The organism is uncultured Holdemanella sp. (assembly GCF_934772795.1).
Taxonomy (GTDB): Bacteria; Bacillota_I; Bacilli_A; order Erysipelotrichales; family Erysipelotrichaceae; genus Holdemanella.
This window is the reverse complement of record NZ_CAKVMR010000013.1, coordinates 1-15,036: the sequence shown is the minus strand read 5'-3', so window position 1 is coordinate 15,036 and position 15,036 is coordinate 1. Positions and strand designations below refer to the sequence as shown.

The window sequence follows — 15,036 nt, the reverse complement described above, 5'->3', positions numbered from 1 at the left end:
ACTATTTATACCCCAGTATTTGGAACAACGATACGTGCATTTTCAAAATAATAAATAATTGTATCAGTTTCCTCATCTGCCTCTACTTTATAAGCTTTAGACTTATCAGCTAACTGATAAGAAGTAGGTGCTTTAATTTCTTTGAACTCATATTCATGTCCATAAATAGCATCCGCTAATACTGCTTTTCCATCTTTTACAACATGTTTTGTTACTTTGTCATCTCCAACTTTTCTTGAATAATAAATGTCATCATCAATATCTAAAACAATCTGTTTGTTTTCATCTGTTTTTACTGTCTTGATAATTTTAGAGAAGTCTTCTTTTTTAGAGATTTCATACTCTTCATCTTTTTCTTCTCCAGTAATCATCAATTGACCACTTGCTAAAGTAGTAACATAAGCATCTGCTGTCTTATCATATACTTCAAAAATTGCTCCATTCAAGAAATGATCATGATGATCTTTATCCACTTTATTGACATCTAATTCTAAACGGCGTTTTTCATTATAAAGATTCATTGAAACTGTTACAGTAGATTTAGTTGTATCTTCGTCATAATCGAAAGTAAAGTCATGCTTTTCTTCATCCAATTTGAAGCCTACATTTGTTTCCAATTCCTTAACATAGTATTCGCCTGTTGGAAGATCCAACTGTTCAATATTCTTACCATCTTCATCAATCGTTAATGTTCCAACCAATCCATCTGCAGGAATAATTACTTTGTCGTTTAAAGTAATATCATTTTTAGAATATACTCCAAAGACAACATCTTTATATGCATCCTTATCTTCATCTTCAAATGTTTTAGTAATCTGCAAATCTAATTTTTGTCTTTCATTTACATAAGATTGTTTGATTTCAACAACATCAATCATCTGACCAGCATATTCAATATCAAAGTCATATGTGTTTCCATCTAACACAAAACCAGTTTGCGTTGCTGTTTCTTTAATAGAATACTTACCTAATTGAAGTAAAGCTGAAGTTGTTACACCATCCCCTGTTGTAAATGTATCAACTACATCTCCTTTGTGGAACCACACAGTTCCTTCTGGAGTTACAATATCTTCACGTGCTGTAATTTCATACGTAACACCTGATAAATATTTTTCTTTGTATTCTGGAGTATACAAAGTTCCATAATCTGTTTTAGATTCTTTTGCTCCTGACAACATTTCACCACTCTTTTCCACATAGACCTGGCCTTTTTGTGTTTTATTGTCAAAATTCATAAAGATTTCTGTACTAGAACCATCTACATTGATAGGAATCTCTGTATCCTTTAATACATAACCATGAGGCGCTTTGAGCTCCACCAATTTATATTCACCATACTTTAATGGAGAAGGCAAATGTACAGATCCATCTTCATCCGTTTTAAATACATCCGTTGTATATTTTTTAGGATATGTTACTTCTTGTGTTACATAATTTCCATCTGCATCTTTGATTTTAAATTCTACTCCAGCTGCTGGGATACGTTTTCCAGTTTCACTGTCCGTTTTATAGATAGTCAATTCAGCTTTGATCGTATCATTGTAGATGTTATAGAAATATGTCTTTTGATCTTTGTCGATTTTCACTTCAAACGGTTCTAAAATATCATAACCAGCTGTTTCGTGTTCTTTAACGATATAAGTTCCATATGGAAGATAGTCACTAATAGCTCGACCATCTTCATCCGTAGTCAATGTTGATACGACTTTACCTGTCGATTTTAAAATAATATCAAATTTAAATCCTTCACCAGGCTTTTGAACATTGCTTTGGAATAATCCATATTTCTCTTTATCAATCGTTTTCGCAATCTCAATGCGACCCTTAATAACCTGATCTTTAACTGTTGTAGAGAATGTACTCGTTGTATTATCACCTGAATATTTAAGTTCTACTGTATTACAAGAACTGTTAGTTAAATATCCTTCAGGAGAAGTAACCTCACATACATTTAAAGTTGTTCCCACTGGATATTTTTTAGATTTAGCTTTTGATCCATTTGTCGTGATTGTTTCAAGTACATTTCCACTTGTATCTTTAATCGCAAATGTAGCTCCATTGAAAGTAGCATCTCCTTGAGTCTTAGTACCTGTTTGAGAATCCTGTTTTTCAACTTCAATATCTGCATACATCAAATCGAAATTTAAATTGAAGTTTGGAGAAGGATCTCGCCTCGATGCTAAATAAATAACTCTTTGATATCCACCTGATCCATAGATAACATTTACATCTCGTGCTGTAAAATTACGTGAAAAAGTAATACTCTTATCATAATTTTCAGATGTGATAGCTACTGTAAGATTGTTTCCATTTACAGAAGCACTAATTCCATTTGAGCTTGTGATTGAATAGTTTGCTAAAGTACCCTTTGTATCCGTCAATGTTACCGGTGCATTCAATCCCATCTTGATTGTTTGATTATTGAATGAAGGTCTACCTTGAGGCTGAGCACGTAAATTGTTGATGACTGCAACCTCATTTGAAATATCATAAACGGTTGTTCCATCTGTATAGTAAGGCTGATACCATGTTCCAGTCACTGCCTGCCAAATCATAACCTGAGTTGCGACATAGTATTTTTCTGTTTGATGACCAGAATAACTGAATCCGTAATAGTTGATTTCCCAGATATTCTGACGAGTTTGTTCAGATAATTCATCCCATTTTGCAGTATCCTGATGATAATCCAAGCCTTCTGTAAAAAGCTGCATAGGTTCAATACAGAATACTGTCTTATCCCCAACATACAATTGCTGTACATAATCAAATCCATACTGATTGGCAATATGGATCATCGCATAAATACTGCCTGTTCCTGTTGTATCCGTTAATGAGATTCCATCAGACTGAGGCATCAAATCCGGAAATACATCTTCTGCATTTCCAAGTTCTACAATCGTATCTAAATCATTTTCATCTGTAGTCGTTTCTTCAGCATGTACCGGTAGAGTATTCATCAATGAATTGAGAATAACTAATGCTGTTAGAAAGAATTTACTACCTTTCTTCAATATGTTTTTCATATTCTTTTTCCTTTCCTTTAGGTTGTTGCAACAAAAAAAACGAGATTTCTCTCGCCAAAGTATTTATCCAATTATCATTTATCACATCCTTACTGAATTAAACTTCCATTGCTCCAAAGGTTCAATCCATAATAGGCAATACTATGATCATTCCGATATACAGGCTGTACTGAATAATTTGTTACCTCAGCATTTCCAATATACATCACATCATTCATATAGTATTCCCCTGCTGATTCTGCTTCAGACATCGAACCATACGTTGCATAATAGAAGTTACTATCTAAAATCACATCACAGGAAACATTTTGATTAACTCCTCCTGGACATGCATAACTTGGTTGCACTGTTTCTGGTGCAGGTGCTGGTTCAACAACAGTTTCTTCTTTTGAGGTGGTTTGTTGTACTGAATCATTCGTAGTAGAAGAATTGTTATTGCTAGAATCAATTACTTTTGTATCAGATTTCACATTACTCTTTGAAGTATCATTACTTTGAGCATCTTGTTTTTTTGTGCCAGAAGAAACGCTCTCTTTTTTTGAATCACATTTATTAGCTGTATTTTCTTCCTTAACCTGAATTTCATTTGTTTTTGATTCCTTTTTGTCAATATCTTCATGTTTATTAACTTTAAATTTCTTCTTTTCAACACTCGTTGTTTCCTTAGAAGGCTTTTCCACTGTAGGAACAGAAATATCTTGATCTGATCTAATTGCTGCTCCTGCTCCAATCATCATCACAGTACTAATCACAGAAATAATTAACTTCTTCATTTGATTTACCTCCATTTGTATTTCTTAATAACATCTCTTTATTTAAAAATACTCAATATAAATTTTATTTACCAACATACAAATATTAATTCTATCTATATAACAAACATTTTTTCTTTTTCGGTAGGTAATAAGATTCTTTCGGTAGGTAGGAGGGGTTTTAGGGGAGGTAAAAGTCACACCTCACCACGCAAAGACAAACTGCCCCTCCAACAGTTTGGAACAATCACAAGTACGAACAAAGCAATTTCTACATTCAATTATCGCTCTTGTTCGCGTGATCTTTTCTTTGCCCAGCTTTCCAGCAAGTGGATCATCAAATCCTTCTTTTTGCCTGGTGTAAAGTCCTTGGGAAAATATTTATCAATTTCCTTCATTTGAAAAGATAGCTTTTCTCTTTGATTTGGTTTTTCCTCAGAAAGCGTATCTTCAATAAAGTCTGCAGTAAGCTCACCATCATGGCTTAATCTCTTGAATTCCTGACATTGAGCTAATGATGGAGTCCTTTGATTTTCAATAATCGCATTCACCAAATCAAATTGTTCTGATTCCGTTAAATATGACAATTCAACAGCGGGATTAAATGCAATTTTTATCTCATTCTCATTACGTCCATCAACCATTTCCTGCAATGGTTCAACAAGATAGGTTAAACGAATAAATCGTTTTATCTGATTCTTACTTATGCCTAATTGTTCAGCAAGTATCTCATTAGTTCTTGTTCCTGTTAACTTCGGCCCAAGTTGGGCCGAAGTTGGCTTATCATATTCAACATGAACATCATCAACATTAATATCCACTTTTTTACCTTGATGTTTCATGGCTTCTAAGCGCATCTTATAGGCATAACCTCTTTCGCTGGGATAAATGTTTTCACGTTGAATATTTGAATCAACCATCAGAATCGTTGCCTGGTCATCATCCAAATCTCGTATGATAACATTCATTTCGGTTTTTCCTAGCTGTGACATGGCAAATCTACGCCTGTGACCAGATATCATTTCATAAGTTCCATCTGGTTTAGGTCGTACAAGTGCAGGCATCAGCATATCGTTTTCTTTGATTGAATCAATCAACTTCGCCATATCTTCATCCATAGTTACATGAAATGGGTGTCCTTCAAAATCTTTAATTTTGTTTATAGGGATTGTCATTACCTTTTCGGTATTGGCTTCCTGTCTTTCTTCTTCTGTAGAAAATAAGGAGTCATAGCTTGGCAATCCTAAGTCTAATTTTGGCAAGTTTGCCACCTCCTTTTAAAATAAAGTGAGTTGTATATTCTTTTTTAATACATGATGATTCCATTCTTCAATCGCTTGATCTGATGTTGGCTCAGTTTTCGTTCTTTTAGAGCATAACGTACAGATAACATACTGACCATAATATCCATTGATTCTTTTACTGTTCCAATCAATTACTACATGGGCAGTTGAATGACAAAATGGACATCGTTTGATTCTAGGCATCCAGCAATCTAAAAGATTCTACGACCACATTTGTGGAATAATTCTTTTTACCATTTTTCTCATATGAGTTTGTTCGGATATTTCCTTCAATGTGATAAGCTGTATCCTTTTCTCCTTTTCTACAGATGGCATTCGCAATTTCTCCAAATGCGATACAGTTAACGTAATCCGAATACGAACTATTACCGTCCCTTGTACAGATTAAACAAAACTTCACAAAAGAATTGCCCTTATCATTTTTAGAAACTTCAATATCTCTTGAGAGTTTTCCATTCAATAAAACATAATTGTTTGTCATTTTCTTTTTCTCCTATCTATTTAATTCTTCTTTGTACTTTACTTTTTGATTGTTGATTAATTCCTTTGTAAGATTTGCATAAGCTAAAGCTACTTTAGAGTCTTTGGCATACGCATAGATACTCTTACCGGAAATACTTGCTTCACTCGCTTTCGTTGCTTTTGGAATGATTGTATCAAACACACGAATATTCTTTCCGAAACTTTCTCGAATCGTTTCAATCGTACTCTTTGTTAGATTCGTGTTTAAATCCGCAAGCGTCATCACAATACCGGTGATTTTTAGATTACTATTAATCTTACGTTGAACTTTTCCAACTGTCTGTAATAATTTAGTCATTCCTTTTGCTGGAAGATACTGCGTCTGTACTGGTATCAGTACTTCATCAGCAGCTGATAAAGCATTTACAGTTAACATTCCTAAAGATGGTGGACAATCAATAAAGATGTAATCATATTGATTTCTCAATGGCTCAATACAATTACTTAAAGTCTGTTCTCTGTTGATCACACTTACTAAACGCATTTCAAAATCAGCTAATTCAATGTTTGCCGGAATTAAATCCACATGTTCTTCATGATGTAATATTAACGATTCATAATTAATATCATTGTCGTTGATATAATCATCAAGCATAGATGAAACAGAATGTTCCAATGAATCATTGTTTTTCCATCCAAGACAGCTTGTAAGATCGCCCTGAGGATCAAAATCCACAATCAATACATTGCATCCATTTCGAGCCAAACCAATGGCCACATTCTCTGTAGTTGTAGTTTTGCCGACACCACCTTTTTGATTTGTGACTGCGATTACTTTACATTTTGGCATAATAAAAACTCCTTTCTCATATACCAGGATTTCCTGGCTATGTAAAAGGAGTTTGTTCATATTGTCTTGTTTTATATTTCTAATACTCTTATGTTTGGCCACTCATCAAGTGTTCTTAAAAGATGCACATTAGCTGAGAGCCTACTTTTATTAGCTGGAAGCAGTCAAAATATTTGAATCAAGCTATTTTCTATTTTCTGAGAAACCAGTAAAATTCATCCAATTTCCGATAAGAAAAAAGCGACAAAATCAACAGACTCTATCGCTTAGTTACATGGGTTACAAAGTATTGAAAACCCTTTGTTTAATAAATAAATGGTGCCCCCGAAAGGAGTCGAACCTTCGACCTGCGGTTTAGGAAACCGACGCTCTATCCACTGAGCTACGGAGGCATATTTTCTATTCAATTTTTACAGTTCTAGCCATTCACTTTTAACTCTTAGGAGGCGAATGCTCTATCCAACTGAGCTACTGGGACACATCATGATTTTAACACAATTCTGTAAAATCAACGATTGTTTTTACATGGTTTTCTTCAAACACCTTTTGATTGTTTGGATTTACTAAACCAATACACTCAATATTTAATGATCGAGCTGTATTAATCGCATACATCGAATCCTCAAATACAATTGCACTTTCTGCAGTTGTATTTAAATCTTTCAATACATACTCATAGATATCCACTTCTCTTTTTGACATCTTTAATTCATCCGCAGAATATACATTTTCCATATATTCCAACATTCCAAGTCGATCTAGTACTTTTTCAGACAATACTCTTGTATTGGATGTTAATACAGCCATTTTTTTATTTTTTGAAGCACACTTTTTAATAAAATCCAAAGCACCCTTCTTTGCCTCAATATGATACGCATATTGATTCATGATATCTTCATTTACTTCATTAAACATCCAAGCCTCATCTTGTTTAGTATGAAATCTTTCTTTGATGTATGTTAAAACCTCTGAAAATTTCATTGTAAAAAAGATTTGACGGGCCTCTTCCATACTCATATCCAAATCCATCTTTTTAAATAAATAAATGATGGCATCTTCCCATACGTGCATCGATTCAATTAATGTATCATCTAAATCAAAAAGTATTGTTTCCATATTTCACCTAAATGGCGCGCCTGACAGGGCTCGAACCTGCAACCGCCAGAATCGGAATCTGATACTCTATCCAGTTGAGCTACAGGCGCATCACTTGATAATTATAGCCTAAATTAGTTTCATAATCCATTAAAATGTGGTATAAAAGTTAATGTACATTTTAGGAGGAGAAAATTTTTCATGGCAAAACGAATTATTCAAGTTGAAGAAAAAGTACCCGCAAATCTGCTGATACCATTAAGTATTCAACACATGTTCGCAATGTTTGGAGCCAGTGTATTAGTACCATTCTTATTCGGTATTAACCCAGCTATCGTACTATTCATGAACGGTATCGGAACATTGTTGTTTATTTTTATCACAAAAGGAAAAGCACCTGCCTATTTAGGAAGTAGCTTCGCCTTTATTGCTCCCGCAAATATCATTATCGCAAAATTTGGTTACCCATACGCATGCGGTGGATTCGTTGCGGTAGGTTTTTGTGGATGTTTATTGGCATTGATCATCAAGAAATTTGGAACAAAATGGATTGATATCGTGCTACCATCTGCTGCAATGGGACCCGTTGTTGCACTAATCGGTCTAGAACTATCTTCATCTGCTGCAAGTACAGCTGGAATTCTAGGCGATAACATCGACCCTAAAAACGTAATTGTTTTTGCGGTTACACTTGGTATGGCTGTAATTGGAAGTGTATGCTTCAAAAAATTCTTAAGCGTCATCCCAATCTTGATTGCCGTAGTTACAGGATATTTAACTGCCGTTGCCGTAGGTATTGTTGACTTTACTCCAGTCCTTCAGGCAAGCTTTATCTCAATTCCAAACTTCCAAGCACCAAAATTCAGTATTGACGCCATTCTAATGATGCTTCCCGTATTATTAGTTATCGCATCGGAACACATTGGTCACCAAATTGTTACAGGTGAAGTTGTAGGAAGAAACTTAATTGAAGATCCAGGACTACACCGCTCTTTATTCGCAGATAACTTCTCAACAATGATTTCCGGTTTAATTGGATCTGTTCCAACCACAACTTATGGTGAAAACATTGGAGTTATGGCTATCACTGGCGTATACAGCGTACAAGTTATTGCCGGAGCTGCCATTCTATCCATCATCTGTTCATTCATTGGTCCATTATCTGCCTTGATTCAAACAATCCCAAATCCAGTTATTGGTGGAATCAGCTTCTTACTATACGGTATGATTGGTACAAGTGGATTAAGAATTCTAGTAGACCAAAAGGTTGACTATGGAAAAAGCGTAAACATGATCTTAACATCCGTTGTATTCGTTGTTGGATTAAGTGGAGTAACCATTCACTTAGGAAACATTTCCTTATCCGGAATGGTACTAGCTTGTATCACAGGCATGATCATGTCATTACTATTCTATATCTTTGAAAAATTCCATTTATTAAACGAAGAAGAATAAAATAAAAATTGTCATCATTCACGATGACAATTTTTTTAATGTCTTGCATCATAATAAATCGATGCTTTTACTTTATCTGTATGTTCTTTACCACAAAGCTTTTCTAAAATCGCAAACGCAAATTCAATACTTGCAGCTGCACTTACACCCGTAATAATGTTTCCATCTGTAACGGCATATTCATATTGGTATTCCCCACCAAAGTCTTCATCCATATCTTTAAAACAAGTATATTTCTTACCCTTTAAGATACCTTCGTGACCTAAGATTGTTGGAGAAGCACAAATAGCTGCCAACACCTTATTTTCGGCAAACTCATGAGCTAGTTTTAATACTTTCTCATTCTTTTCTAGCTTTTGATAATGTGGACCACCCGGTAATACTAAACAATCCACATTACTAAAGTCATACGTATTCATTGGAAATACACTTGAGTAAGTTACGCCAAAACGACCTGTAACTTGTTCTTCATTGTTGACACCAATCATATCCACATCAAGTCCACCACGTCTAAGTAGGGCAATTGGACCCATCGCTTCTAATTCTTCAAAACCATTTTCTAATAAAACTGCAACTTTCACGTTCATCACCTCTTAAAATAAGTATACAACAGAGTATAATAATTGTGAAAGGTTGTGATTTCATGAAAGAAACAAAAACAGAAGCCATCTCATCTGCCATTCTATGCATTTTATCTGGCTTAATCTTATGCATATTTAACGTATCCATATTAACAACAATTACACGTGTGATTGGATTGATCTTTTTAATCATTGCGATTCTATTTCTATATACATATTTTAAGAAAAGAAATAGCACAACGCTCACAACACTTATATTAAGCCTGTTCCTATTATCCGCAGGCCTATATATGAGTTTTGATCCTAAGAAATTTATCAGTATTTTACCTATGCTTGTAGGAATTATATTAATTATTAATTCCCTAGCTCATTTTCAAAAAGTATTACTCTTAAAAGATAATGGATTTGAACAATGGAAAGTCAATCTTGCAGGAGCTATATTCATTCTAGTCATTGGCATTGTATTACTTATGAAACCCATTCAATCTTTAGACTTTATTTTCTCATTAACCGGGTCCTTCTTAATTTTAAATGGAATTCTTATCTTTTTAGATCAATATTTTATTCAAAAAACGAATTCATAAATTGAAGTACACCCTTTTCATTATTTGTATAGTCGCTCATATATTTAGCGGCTTTTTTTGCCTGCGCACTCCCATTTTTCATCGCAACCCCATATCCACAAGACGCTAATAAATCTACATCATTTCCATTATCTCCAAATGCCATTACACTAGAAATAGATACATGCTTCTTTTGGCATATATATCGAATGGCTTCAAGCTTACCCACATCTTTCTTACACAGTTCGGTTCCAAAACTTCCCACATCATAAAAGCGATATTCAGGATGTTGTTTTTTTAACTTATCAATTTGAATTCCTGCAAAACAAACCTTATCATAGAATGCTTCATTTAATACAACATCCGCTTCAAATTTCGTTTTTTGTAATGATTTTATATAATGCGAATTCAAGGGAATAAGTGAAAATATCTTCTTAATAATATTCATAACAGAAACCCCAAACATCGTGTATCCACCATTTTGCCAGACATAACTAATCAAATGATACTTCTTAGCTTCTTTTACTATATCTTTTACTTCATCCTTGGATAAACGAGTAAAACTCTTTGTTTCCCCATCTGAAAAATCATAGATTTCTAAACCATTTGAACTTGCCACAAAGCCATTGTATCCTCTTAATTTTAGTTTTTCGATAACTTCACCTAATTCTTCATAAAACCTTCCTGTCACAATTCCAACTAAAATTCCCTTTTGTTCAAGTTCAATGATTTTATGAACTGTATCTTTATCAATATGTTTATGTGAATCATATAGTGTTCCGTCTAAATCAAAAACGACAATTTTAACCATTTTTTACCTCTTTGCTAGAAAACCTACTAAATATATATTATTATAGTAATATAGAATACGGAAAAGGGGAACTTTTAAATGAAAATATCAACGAAAGGACGTTATGCACTTCGTTTGCTCATTGATTTAGCACAGCATAATGATTCAGGATTTATTACACTAAAGGACATTGCCGAAAGACAAAATATTTCAAAAAAATATTTGGAACAAATTGTACCCATTCTTACTAAAGGTGGGATGGTACAATCTAATCGTGGCTTTCAAGGGGGATATAGACTCGCAAAGAGTACAAATGAAATTTGTGTATATGATGTACTAGTCGCAACCGAAGGAAATTTATCATGTGTTGCCTGCCTAGATTCCGAAATCAATGTATGTCCAAGAAAAGAAGATTGCACAACACTTTATATTTACGAAGGATTGAATCAAGTCATAGAAACTTATCTAAAAGGAATCACTCTACAAGACATTTTAAATCATGAACAAAGCTTTGATTATGTAATCTAAGCTTTTCTTTTACTTTTTATAAAGAAAAGCTTAAAATAATGATTAGAAAAGCGGAGGGTAATAAATTATGAAAACAGAAACTAAATGTTTACATGCTGGTTATGAGCCAAAAAATGGCGAGCCAAGAGAAGTTCCAATTTATCAAAGTACAACTTTTAAATATGACTCAAGTCTTCAAATGGGAAGATTATTTGATTTAGAAGACAGTGGATATTTCTATTCACGCCTTCAAAACCCAACAAACGATATTGTCGCAAGTAAGATTGCTGCTTTAGAAGGTGGAATTGCCGCAATGCTTACATCAAGTGGACAAGCTGCTAACTTCTTTGCGGTATTCAACATTTGTGAAGCCGGAGATCACTTAATTGCTTCTAGTGCCATCTATGGTGGAACTTACAACCTATTTGGTGTGACAATGAAGAAAATGGGTATCGATTGTACATTTGTTGACCCAGAAATCAGTGCAGAAGATCTTCAAAAAGAATTCAAGCCAAACACAAAATGTGTATTCGGAGAAACAATCACAAATCCAACAGTACGTATTTTCGATATTGAAAAATTTGCGAAAGTGGCTCATGCGAATGGAGTTCCATTAATTATCGATAACACATTCGCTACACCAATTATGTGTCAACCAATCCAATGGGGAGCTGATATCGTTACTCACTCTACCACAAAATACATGGATGGACATGCATCTTGTGTAGGTGGGGCCATTGTAGATAGTGGTAACTTCAACTGGTTAGAACACGCAGAAAAATATCCAGGACTAACTACACCCGATGAATCGTATCATGGAATTGTATATGCTGAAAAATTCGGTAAATTAGCCTATATCACAAAAGCTACAAGCCAATTGATGCGTGATTTAGGTTCGATTCAAGCACCTCAAAACGCATATTATCTAAACTTAGGACTAGAATCATTAGCTGTACGTATGAAGGCACATTGTGCAAATGCACTAGCTGTAGCCAAATACTTAGAAGCCAATGAAGATGTGGCATGGGTAAAATATGCCGATCTTGAAAGTGATCCACATCATGAACTAGCTAAGAAATATTGTCCAAATGGAACTTGTGGTGTATTGTCATTTGGATTAAAGGCAGATCGTGATCAAACTGAAAAATTTATGGACAGCTTAAAATTAGCTTCTATCGTAACCCATGTTGCAGATGCTAAAACTTGTCTATTACACCCAGCAAGCCACACACACCGTCAGATGAGTGAAGAACAACTAAAAGAAGCTGGTGTTGCACCAGATTTAATTCGTTTCTCTGTAGGTCTTGAAGATGCACAAGACATCATTGATGATTTACAACAAGCTCTAGACGCCATGAAAGCTTAGTCTTTTACAGAATGGAAATTTCCATTCTGTTTTTTTTCGCGTATAATAGTAGATATACAAAAAAAGGAGTTGTTCATATATGCCAATCAACATACCCGATGATTTACCCGCAAAAGACATATTAGAAAGTGAAAAAATCTTTGCGATTGAAGATAAAAGTGCCCATCGTCAAAGAATTCGTCCATTAAAAATCGTAATTTTAAATCTAATGCCAAAAAAAATAGAAACAGAAACCCAAATCTTACGACTCATTTCTAAAAGTGCACTACAAGTTAATATCGATTTTATGATGGTTAAAAACCATGTTTCTAAAAATACAAGTCAGGATCATTTAGTCAAATTCTATACATACTTTGAAAAATTAAAAGATAATTATTACGACGGAATGATTATTACAGGAGCTCCTGTAGAACATCTAGAATATGAAGATGTCGATTATTGGAGTGAACTTGAAGAAATCATGGAATGGTCTAAAACACATGTCTATTCCACGCTACATATTTGTTGGGGAGCCCAAGCTGGACTGTATTATCATTATGGAGTTCAAAAACATATCTTGCCAGAAAAAGTATTCGGCATCTTCCCAGAACAATTAGTCGATGAATATGACTTTTTAACCAATGGCTTCGATGAAATTCACTATACCCCTCACTCAAGACATACGGCCATTGATGAAGAGGCTGTTAGAAAAGTGAAATGCTTATCCATCCTATCTAAAAATGATGAGATTGGATCAAACATCATTGTCACAAAGGACTATCGTCAAATTTTTATTCTAGGTCATTTAGAATATGGAAAAGAAACATTAAAAGATGAATACTTTAGAGATTTAAAAGCCAATAAACCCATCCATATCCCATTCAACTATTTCCCGGATGATGATCCAGAAAAAGAACCTATTTTAAAATGGAGAAGCCACGCCAATCTTCTATATCGAAACTGGCTAAACTATGTATATCAATTAACGCCATTTGAAATTGAAGAAATTGGAAAAATAAAAGAACCCATTGGTACGGGTTCTAGAGAAGATCATGGCTATGCCAAGACATTTACGAAGTAATTTATTTTACTTCGTATTTTTTATTCTGCAAACATAGGAGTGGATAAATAACGCTCACCTGTATCTGGTAATAATACGACAATTGTCTTACCCTTGTTTTCTGAGCGTTTTGCGATTTGAATAGCCGCATATGTAGCAGCACCACTTGAAATACCCACTAACATACCTTCATTATGTGCAATTAAGCGACCTGTTTCATAGGCTTGTTCATTTGTGACTGTAAACACTTCATCATATACACTAGTATCCAAAGTATTCGGAACAAAACCAGCACCAATACCTTGAATACCATGAGGACCTGCATGACCCTCAGAAAGTACTGGACTTGTTGCAGGTTCAACCGCAACCACTTTCACATTTGGATTTTGATCCTTCAAATACTTACCTGTACCACTTACAGTACCACCCGTTCCAACACCTGCAACAAAAATATCAACTTTTCCTTCTGTATCCTTCCAAATTTCAGGACCCGTTGATTCATAATGAGCCTGAGGGTTTGATGGATTTTCAAATTGACTTGGAATAAAGCTATTTGGTGTAGCTGCAGCCAATTCCTGTGCTTTTGCGATAGCCCCCTTCATACCTGCTTTACCATCTGTCAAAACAACCTTTGCGCCATATGCCTTTAATAAATTACGACGCTCTACACTCATTGTTTCTGGCATTGTCATAATGGCTTTGTAGCCTTTAGCTGCTGCAACTGACGCAATACCAATACCTGTATTTCCACTTGTTGGTTCAATCAATGTAGCACCAGGTTTAATCAAGCCTTTTTTCTCTGCATCTTCAATCATTTTCTTTGCGATACGATCCTTTACACTTCCAGCTGGATTAAAGAATTCTACTTTCGCAACAACTCTAGCTTCTAAACCTTCTTTTTCTTCGATATGTGTTAATTCTACTAATGGTGTATTCCCAATTAAATCTGAAATCGCTTTATATACTGTCATTTTCTTTTCCTCCTATTAAACAAATTCAATATTATTCATTTAAAGAGCTACAACATCGCTTCATAATCAGTACCTCCGCTTACTATTCCTAGTAACTTTATAGGTATTATAGGAGTTTGTTTTTTCAAAGTCAACAAAAAAGTGATGGAAATTTATCCATCACAAATTTTTTTGAATGAAATATGAAACTCCATCCTCTTCATCGTCAACTTCCCGCAATATTTATACATCTATACAAATAAACATCCCGTTGTGCTGTCACAACGGGTATTTTTTTA

Annotated in this window: 15 protein-coding genes and 2 tRNA genes; 5 read left to right on the top strand and 12 right to left on the bottom strand. The window is 34.4% G+C overall.

Translation table 11 applies throughout. From position 1 onward, the window contains the following. Positions 1–5 precede the first annotated feature (5 nt). The 9 genes from Q0F04_RS03995 to Q0F04_RS03955 form a co-directional block, all read right to left on the bottom strand. Positions 6–3,023, bottom strand: coding sequence for a SpaA isopeptide-forming pilin-related protein (locus tag Q0F04_RS03995; RefSeq protein WP_295750419.1), 3,018 nt, complete (start codon positions 3,021–3,023; stop codon positions 6–8). An 89-nt stretch (positions 3,024–3,112) separates the two neighbouring features. Next, positions 3,113–3,796: a hypothetical protein gene (locus Q0F04_RS03990; RefSeq protein WP_295750416.1), complete on the bottom strand. Its 684-nt coding sequence runs from the start codon at positions 3,794–3,796 to the stop codon at positions 3,113–3,115. Positions 3,797–4,056: 260 nt separating this feature from the next. Beyond that, positions 4,057–5,046 (bottom strand): ParB/RepB/Spo0J family partition protein, encoded by a 990-nt coding sequence (locus tag Q0F04_RS03985; protein WP_295750414.1) that lies wholly within the window; start codon positions 5,044–5,046, stop codon positions 4,057–4,059. A gap of 6 nt (positions 5,047–5,052) precedes the next feature. After that, the gene (locus Q0F04_RS03980) at positions 5,053–5,262 is read right to left on the bottom strand and encodes a Lar family restriction alleviation protein (RefSeq protein ID WP_186999562.1); all 210 of its coding nucleotides are present in this window, start codon (positions 5,260–5,262) and stop codon (positions 5,053–5,055) included. After that, complete coding sequence (locus Q0F04_RS03975) at positions 5,255–5,560, bottom strand: single-stranded DNA-binding protein (protein ID WP_227991393.1); 306 nt, start codon at positions 5,558–5,560, stop codon at positions 5,255–5,257. The genes Q0F04_RS03980 and Q0F04_RS03975 overlap by 8 nt, the downstream gene beginning before the upstream one ends. Before the next feature lie 12 nt (positions 5,561–5,572). Continuing rightward, positions 5,573–6,391 (bottom strand): AAA family ATPase, encoded by an 819-nt coding sequence (locus Q0F04_RS03970; RefSeq protein ID WP_295750410.1) that lies wholly within the window; start codon positions 6,389–6,391, stop codon positions 5,573–5,575. A gap of 316 nt (positions 6,392–6,707) precedes the next feature. After that, positions 6,708–6,783: transfer RNA gene (locus tag Q0F04_RS03965), tRNA-Arg, on the bottom strand. Between the two features lie 97 nt (positions 6,784–6,880). Further along, positions 6,881–7,507, bottom strand: coding sequence for an HAD family phosphatase (locus tag Q0F04_RS03960; RefSeq protein WP_295750408.1), 627 nt, complete (start codon positions 7,505–7,507; stop codon positions 6,881–6,883). 12 nt (positions 7,508–7,519) lie between these two features. Continuing rightward, positions 7,520–7,596, bottom strand: a tRNA-Arg gene (locus tag Q0F04_RS03955). Positions 7,597–7,687: 91 nt separating this feature from the next. Here Q0F04_RS03955 and uraA point away from each other — a divergent pair. After that, positions 7,688–8,941 carry a uracil permease gene (gene uraA, locus Q0F04_RS03950; protein ID WP_295750405.1) on the top strand — a complete coding sequence of 418 codons (1,254 nt, stop codon included), beginning with the start codon at positions 7,688–7,690 and terminating at the stop codon, positions 8,939–8,941. A gap of 35 nt (positions 8,942–8,976) precedes the next feature. Here uraA and Q0F04_RS03945 read toward each other — a convergent pair whose 3' ends face one another. After that, complete coding sequence (locus Q0F04_RS03945) at positions 8,977–9,522, bottom strand: DJ-1/PfpI family protein (RefSeq protein WP_295750402.1); 546 nt, start codon at positions 9,520–9,522, stop codon at positions 8,977–8,979. Positions 9,523–9,584: 62 nt separating this feature from the next. Here Q0F04_RS03945 and Q0F04_RS03940 point away from each other — a divergent pair, with 62 nt between their 5' ends. Beyond that, positions 9,585–10,106, top strand: coding sequence for a DUF308 domain-containing protein (locus Q0F04_RS03940; RefSeq protein WP_295750399.1), 522 nt, complete (start codon positions 9,585–9,587; stop codon positions 10,104–10,106). Here Q0F04_RS03940 and Q0F04_RS03935 read toward each other — a convergent pair. Continuing rightward, positions 10,084–10,896 carry an HAD family hydrolase gene (locus tag Q0F04_RS03935; protein WP_295750396.1) on the bottom strand — a complete coding sequence of 271 codons (813 nt, stop codon included), beginning with the start codon at positions 10,894–10,896 and terminating at the stop codon, positions 10,084–10,086. The two genes, Q0F04_RS03940 and Q0F04_RS03935, sit on opposite strands and share 23 nt — an antisense overlap. Positions 10,897–10,974: 78 nt before the next feature. Here Q0F04_RS03935 and Q0F04_RS03930 point away from each other — a divergent pair, with 78 nt between their 5' ends. The 3 genes from Q0F04_RS03930 to metA all read left to right on the top strand — a co-directional run bounded on the left by Q0F04_RS03930 (position 10,975) and on the right by metA (position 13,808). Then, the gene (locus Q0F04_RS03930; protein WP_295750393.1) at positions 10,975–11,403 is read left to right on the top strand and encodes an Rrf2 family transcriptional regulator; all 429 of its coding nucleotides are present in this window, start codon (positions 10,975–10,977) and stop codon (positions 11,401–11,403) included. A gap of 67 nt (positions 11,404–11,470) precedes the next feature. Next, positions 11,471–12,748: a PLP-dependent transferase gene (locus Q0F04_RS03925; protein ID WP_117571368.1), complete on the top strand. Its 1,278-nt coding sequence runs from the start codon at positions 11,471–11,473 to the stop codon at positions 12,746–12,748. A gap of 79 nt (positions 12,749–12,827) precedes the next feature. Then, positions 12,828–13,808, top strand: coding sequence for a homoserine O-succinyltransferase (gene metA, locus Q0F04_RS03920; protein ID WP_295750390.1), 981 nt, complete (start codon positions 12,828–12,830; stop codon positions 13,806–13,808). Positions 13,809–13,828: 20 nt separating this feature from the next. Here the strand turns inward: metA and cysK are convergent, their stop codons facing one another. After that, positions 13,829–14,758: a cysteine synthase A gene (cysK, locus tag Q0F04_RS03915; protein WP_295750389.1), complete on the bottom strand. Its 930-nt coding sequence runs from the start codon at positions 14,756–14,758 to the stop codon at positions 13,829–13,831. Positions 14,759–15,036: the final 278 nt, after the last annotated feature.

What these genes read in the sequence shown, in the direction of transcription:
- Q0F04_RS03980 (WP_186999562.1), bottom strand. Translation starts at nt 5,262, where the DNA reads ATGCCTAGAATCAAACGATGTCCATTTTGTCATTCAACTGCCCATGTA.
- metA (WP_295750390.1), top strand. Translation starts at nt 12,828, where the DNA reads ATGCCAATCAACATACCCGATGATTTACCCGCAAAAGACATATTAGAA.
- Q0F04_RS03925 (WP_117571368.1), top strand. Translation starts at nt 11,471, where the DNA reads ATGAAAACAGAAACTAAATGTTTACATGCTGGTTATGAGCCAAAAAAT.
- Q0F04_RS03940 (WP_295750399.1), top strand. Translation starts at nt 9,585, where the DNA reads ATGAAAGAAACAAAAACAGAAGCCATCTCATCTGCCATTCTATGCATT.
- Q0F04_RS03970 (WP_295750410.1), bottom strand. Translation starts at nt 6,391, where the DNA reads ATGCCAAAATGTAAAGTAATCGCAGTCACAAATCAAAAAGGTGGTGTC.
- Q0F04_RS03975 (WP_227991393.1), bottom strand. Translation starts at nt 5,560, where the DNA reads ATGACAAACAATTATGTTTTATTGAATGGAAAACTCTCAAGAGATATT.
- Q0F04_RS03930 (WP_295750393.1), top strand. Translation starts at nt 10,975, where the DNA reads ATGAAAATATCAACGAAAGGACGTTATGCACTTCGTTTGCTCATTGAT.
- Q0F04_RS03995 (WP_295750419.1), bottom strand. Translation starts at nt 3,023, where the DNA reads ATGAAAAACATATTGAAGAAAGGTAGTAAATTCTTTCTAACAGCATTA.
- uraA (WP_295750405.1), top strand. Translation starts at nt 7,688, where the DNA reads ATGGCAAAACGAATTATTCAAGTTGAAGAAAAAGTACCCGCAAATCTG.
- Q0F04_RS03935 (WP_295750396.1), bottom strand. Translation starts at nt 10,896, where the DNA reads ATGGTTAAAATTGTCGTTTTTGATTTAGACGGAACACTATATGATTCA.
- Q0F04_RS03960 (WP_295750408.1), bottom strand. Translation starts at nt 7,507, where the DNA reads ATGGAAACAATACTTTTTGATTTAGATGATACATTAATTGAATCGATG.
- cysK (WP_295750389.1), bottom strand. Translation starts at nt 14,758, where the DNA reads ATGACAGTATATAAAGCGATTTCAGATTTAATTGGGAATACACCATTA.
- Q0F04_RS03990 (WP_295750416.1), bottom strand. Translation starts at nt 3,796, where the DNA reads ATGAAGAAGTTAATTATTTCTGTGATTAGTACTGTGATGATGATTGGA.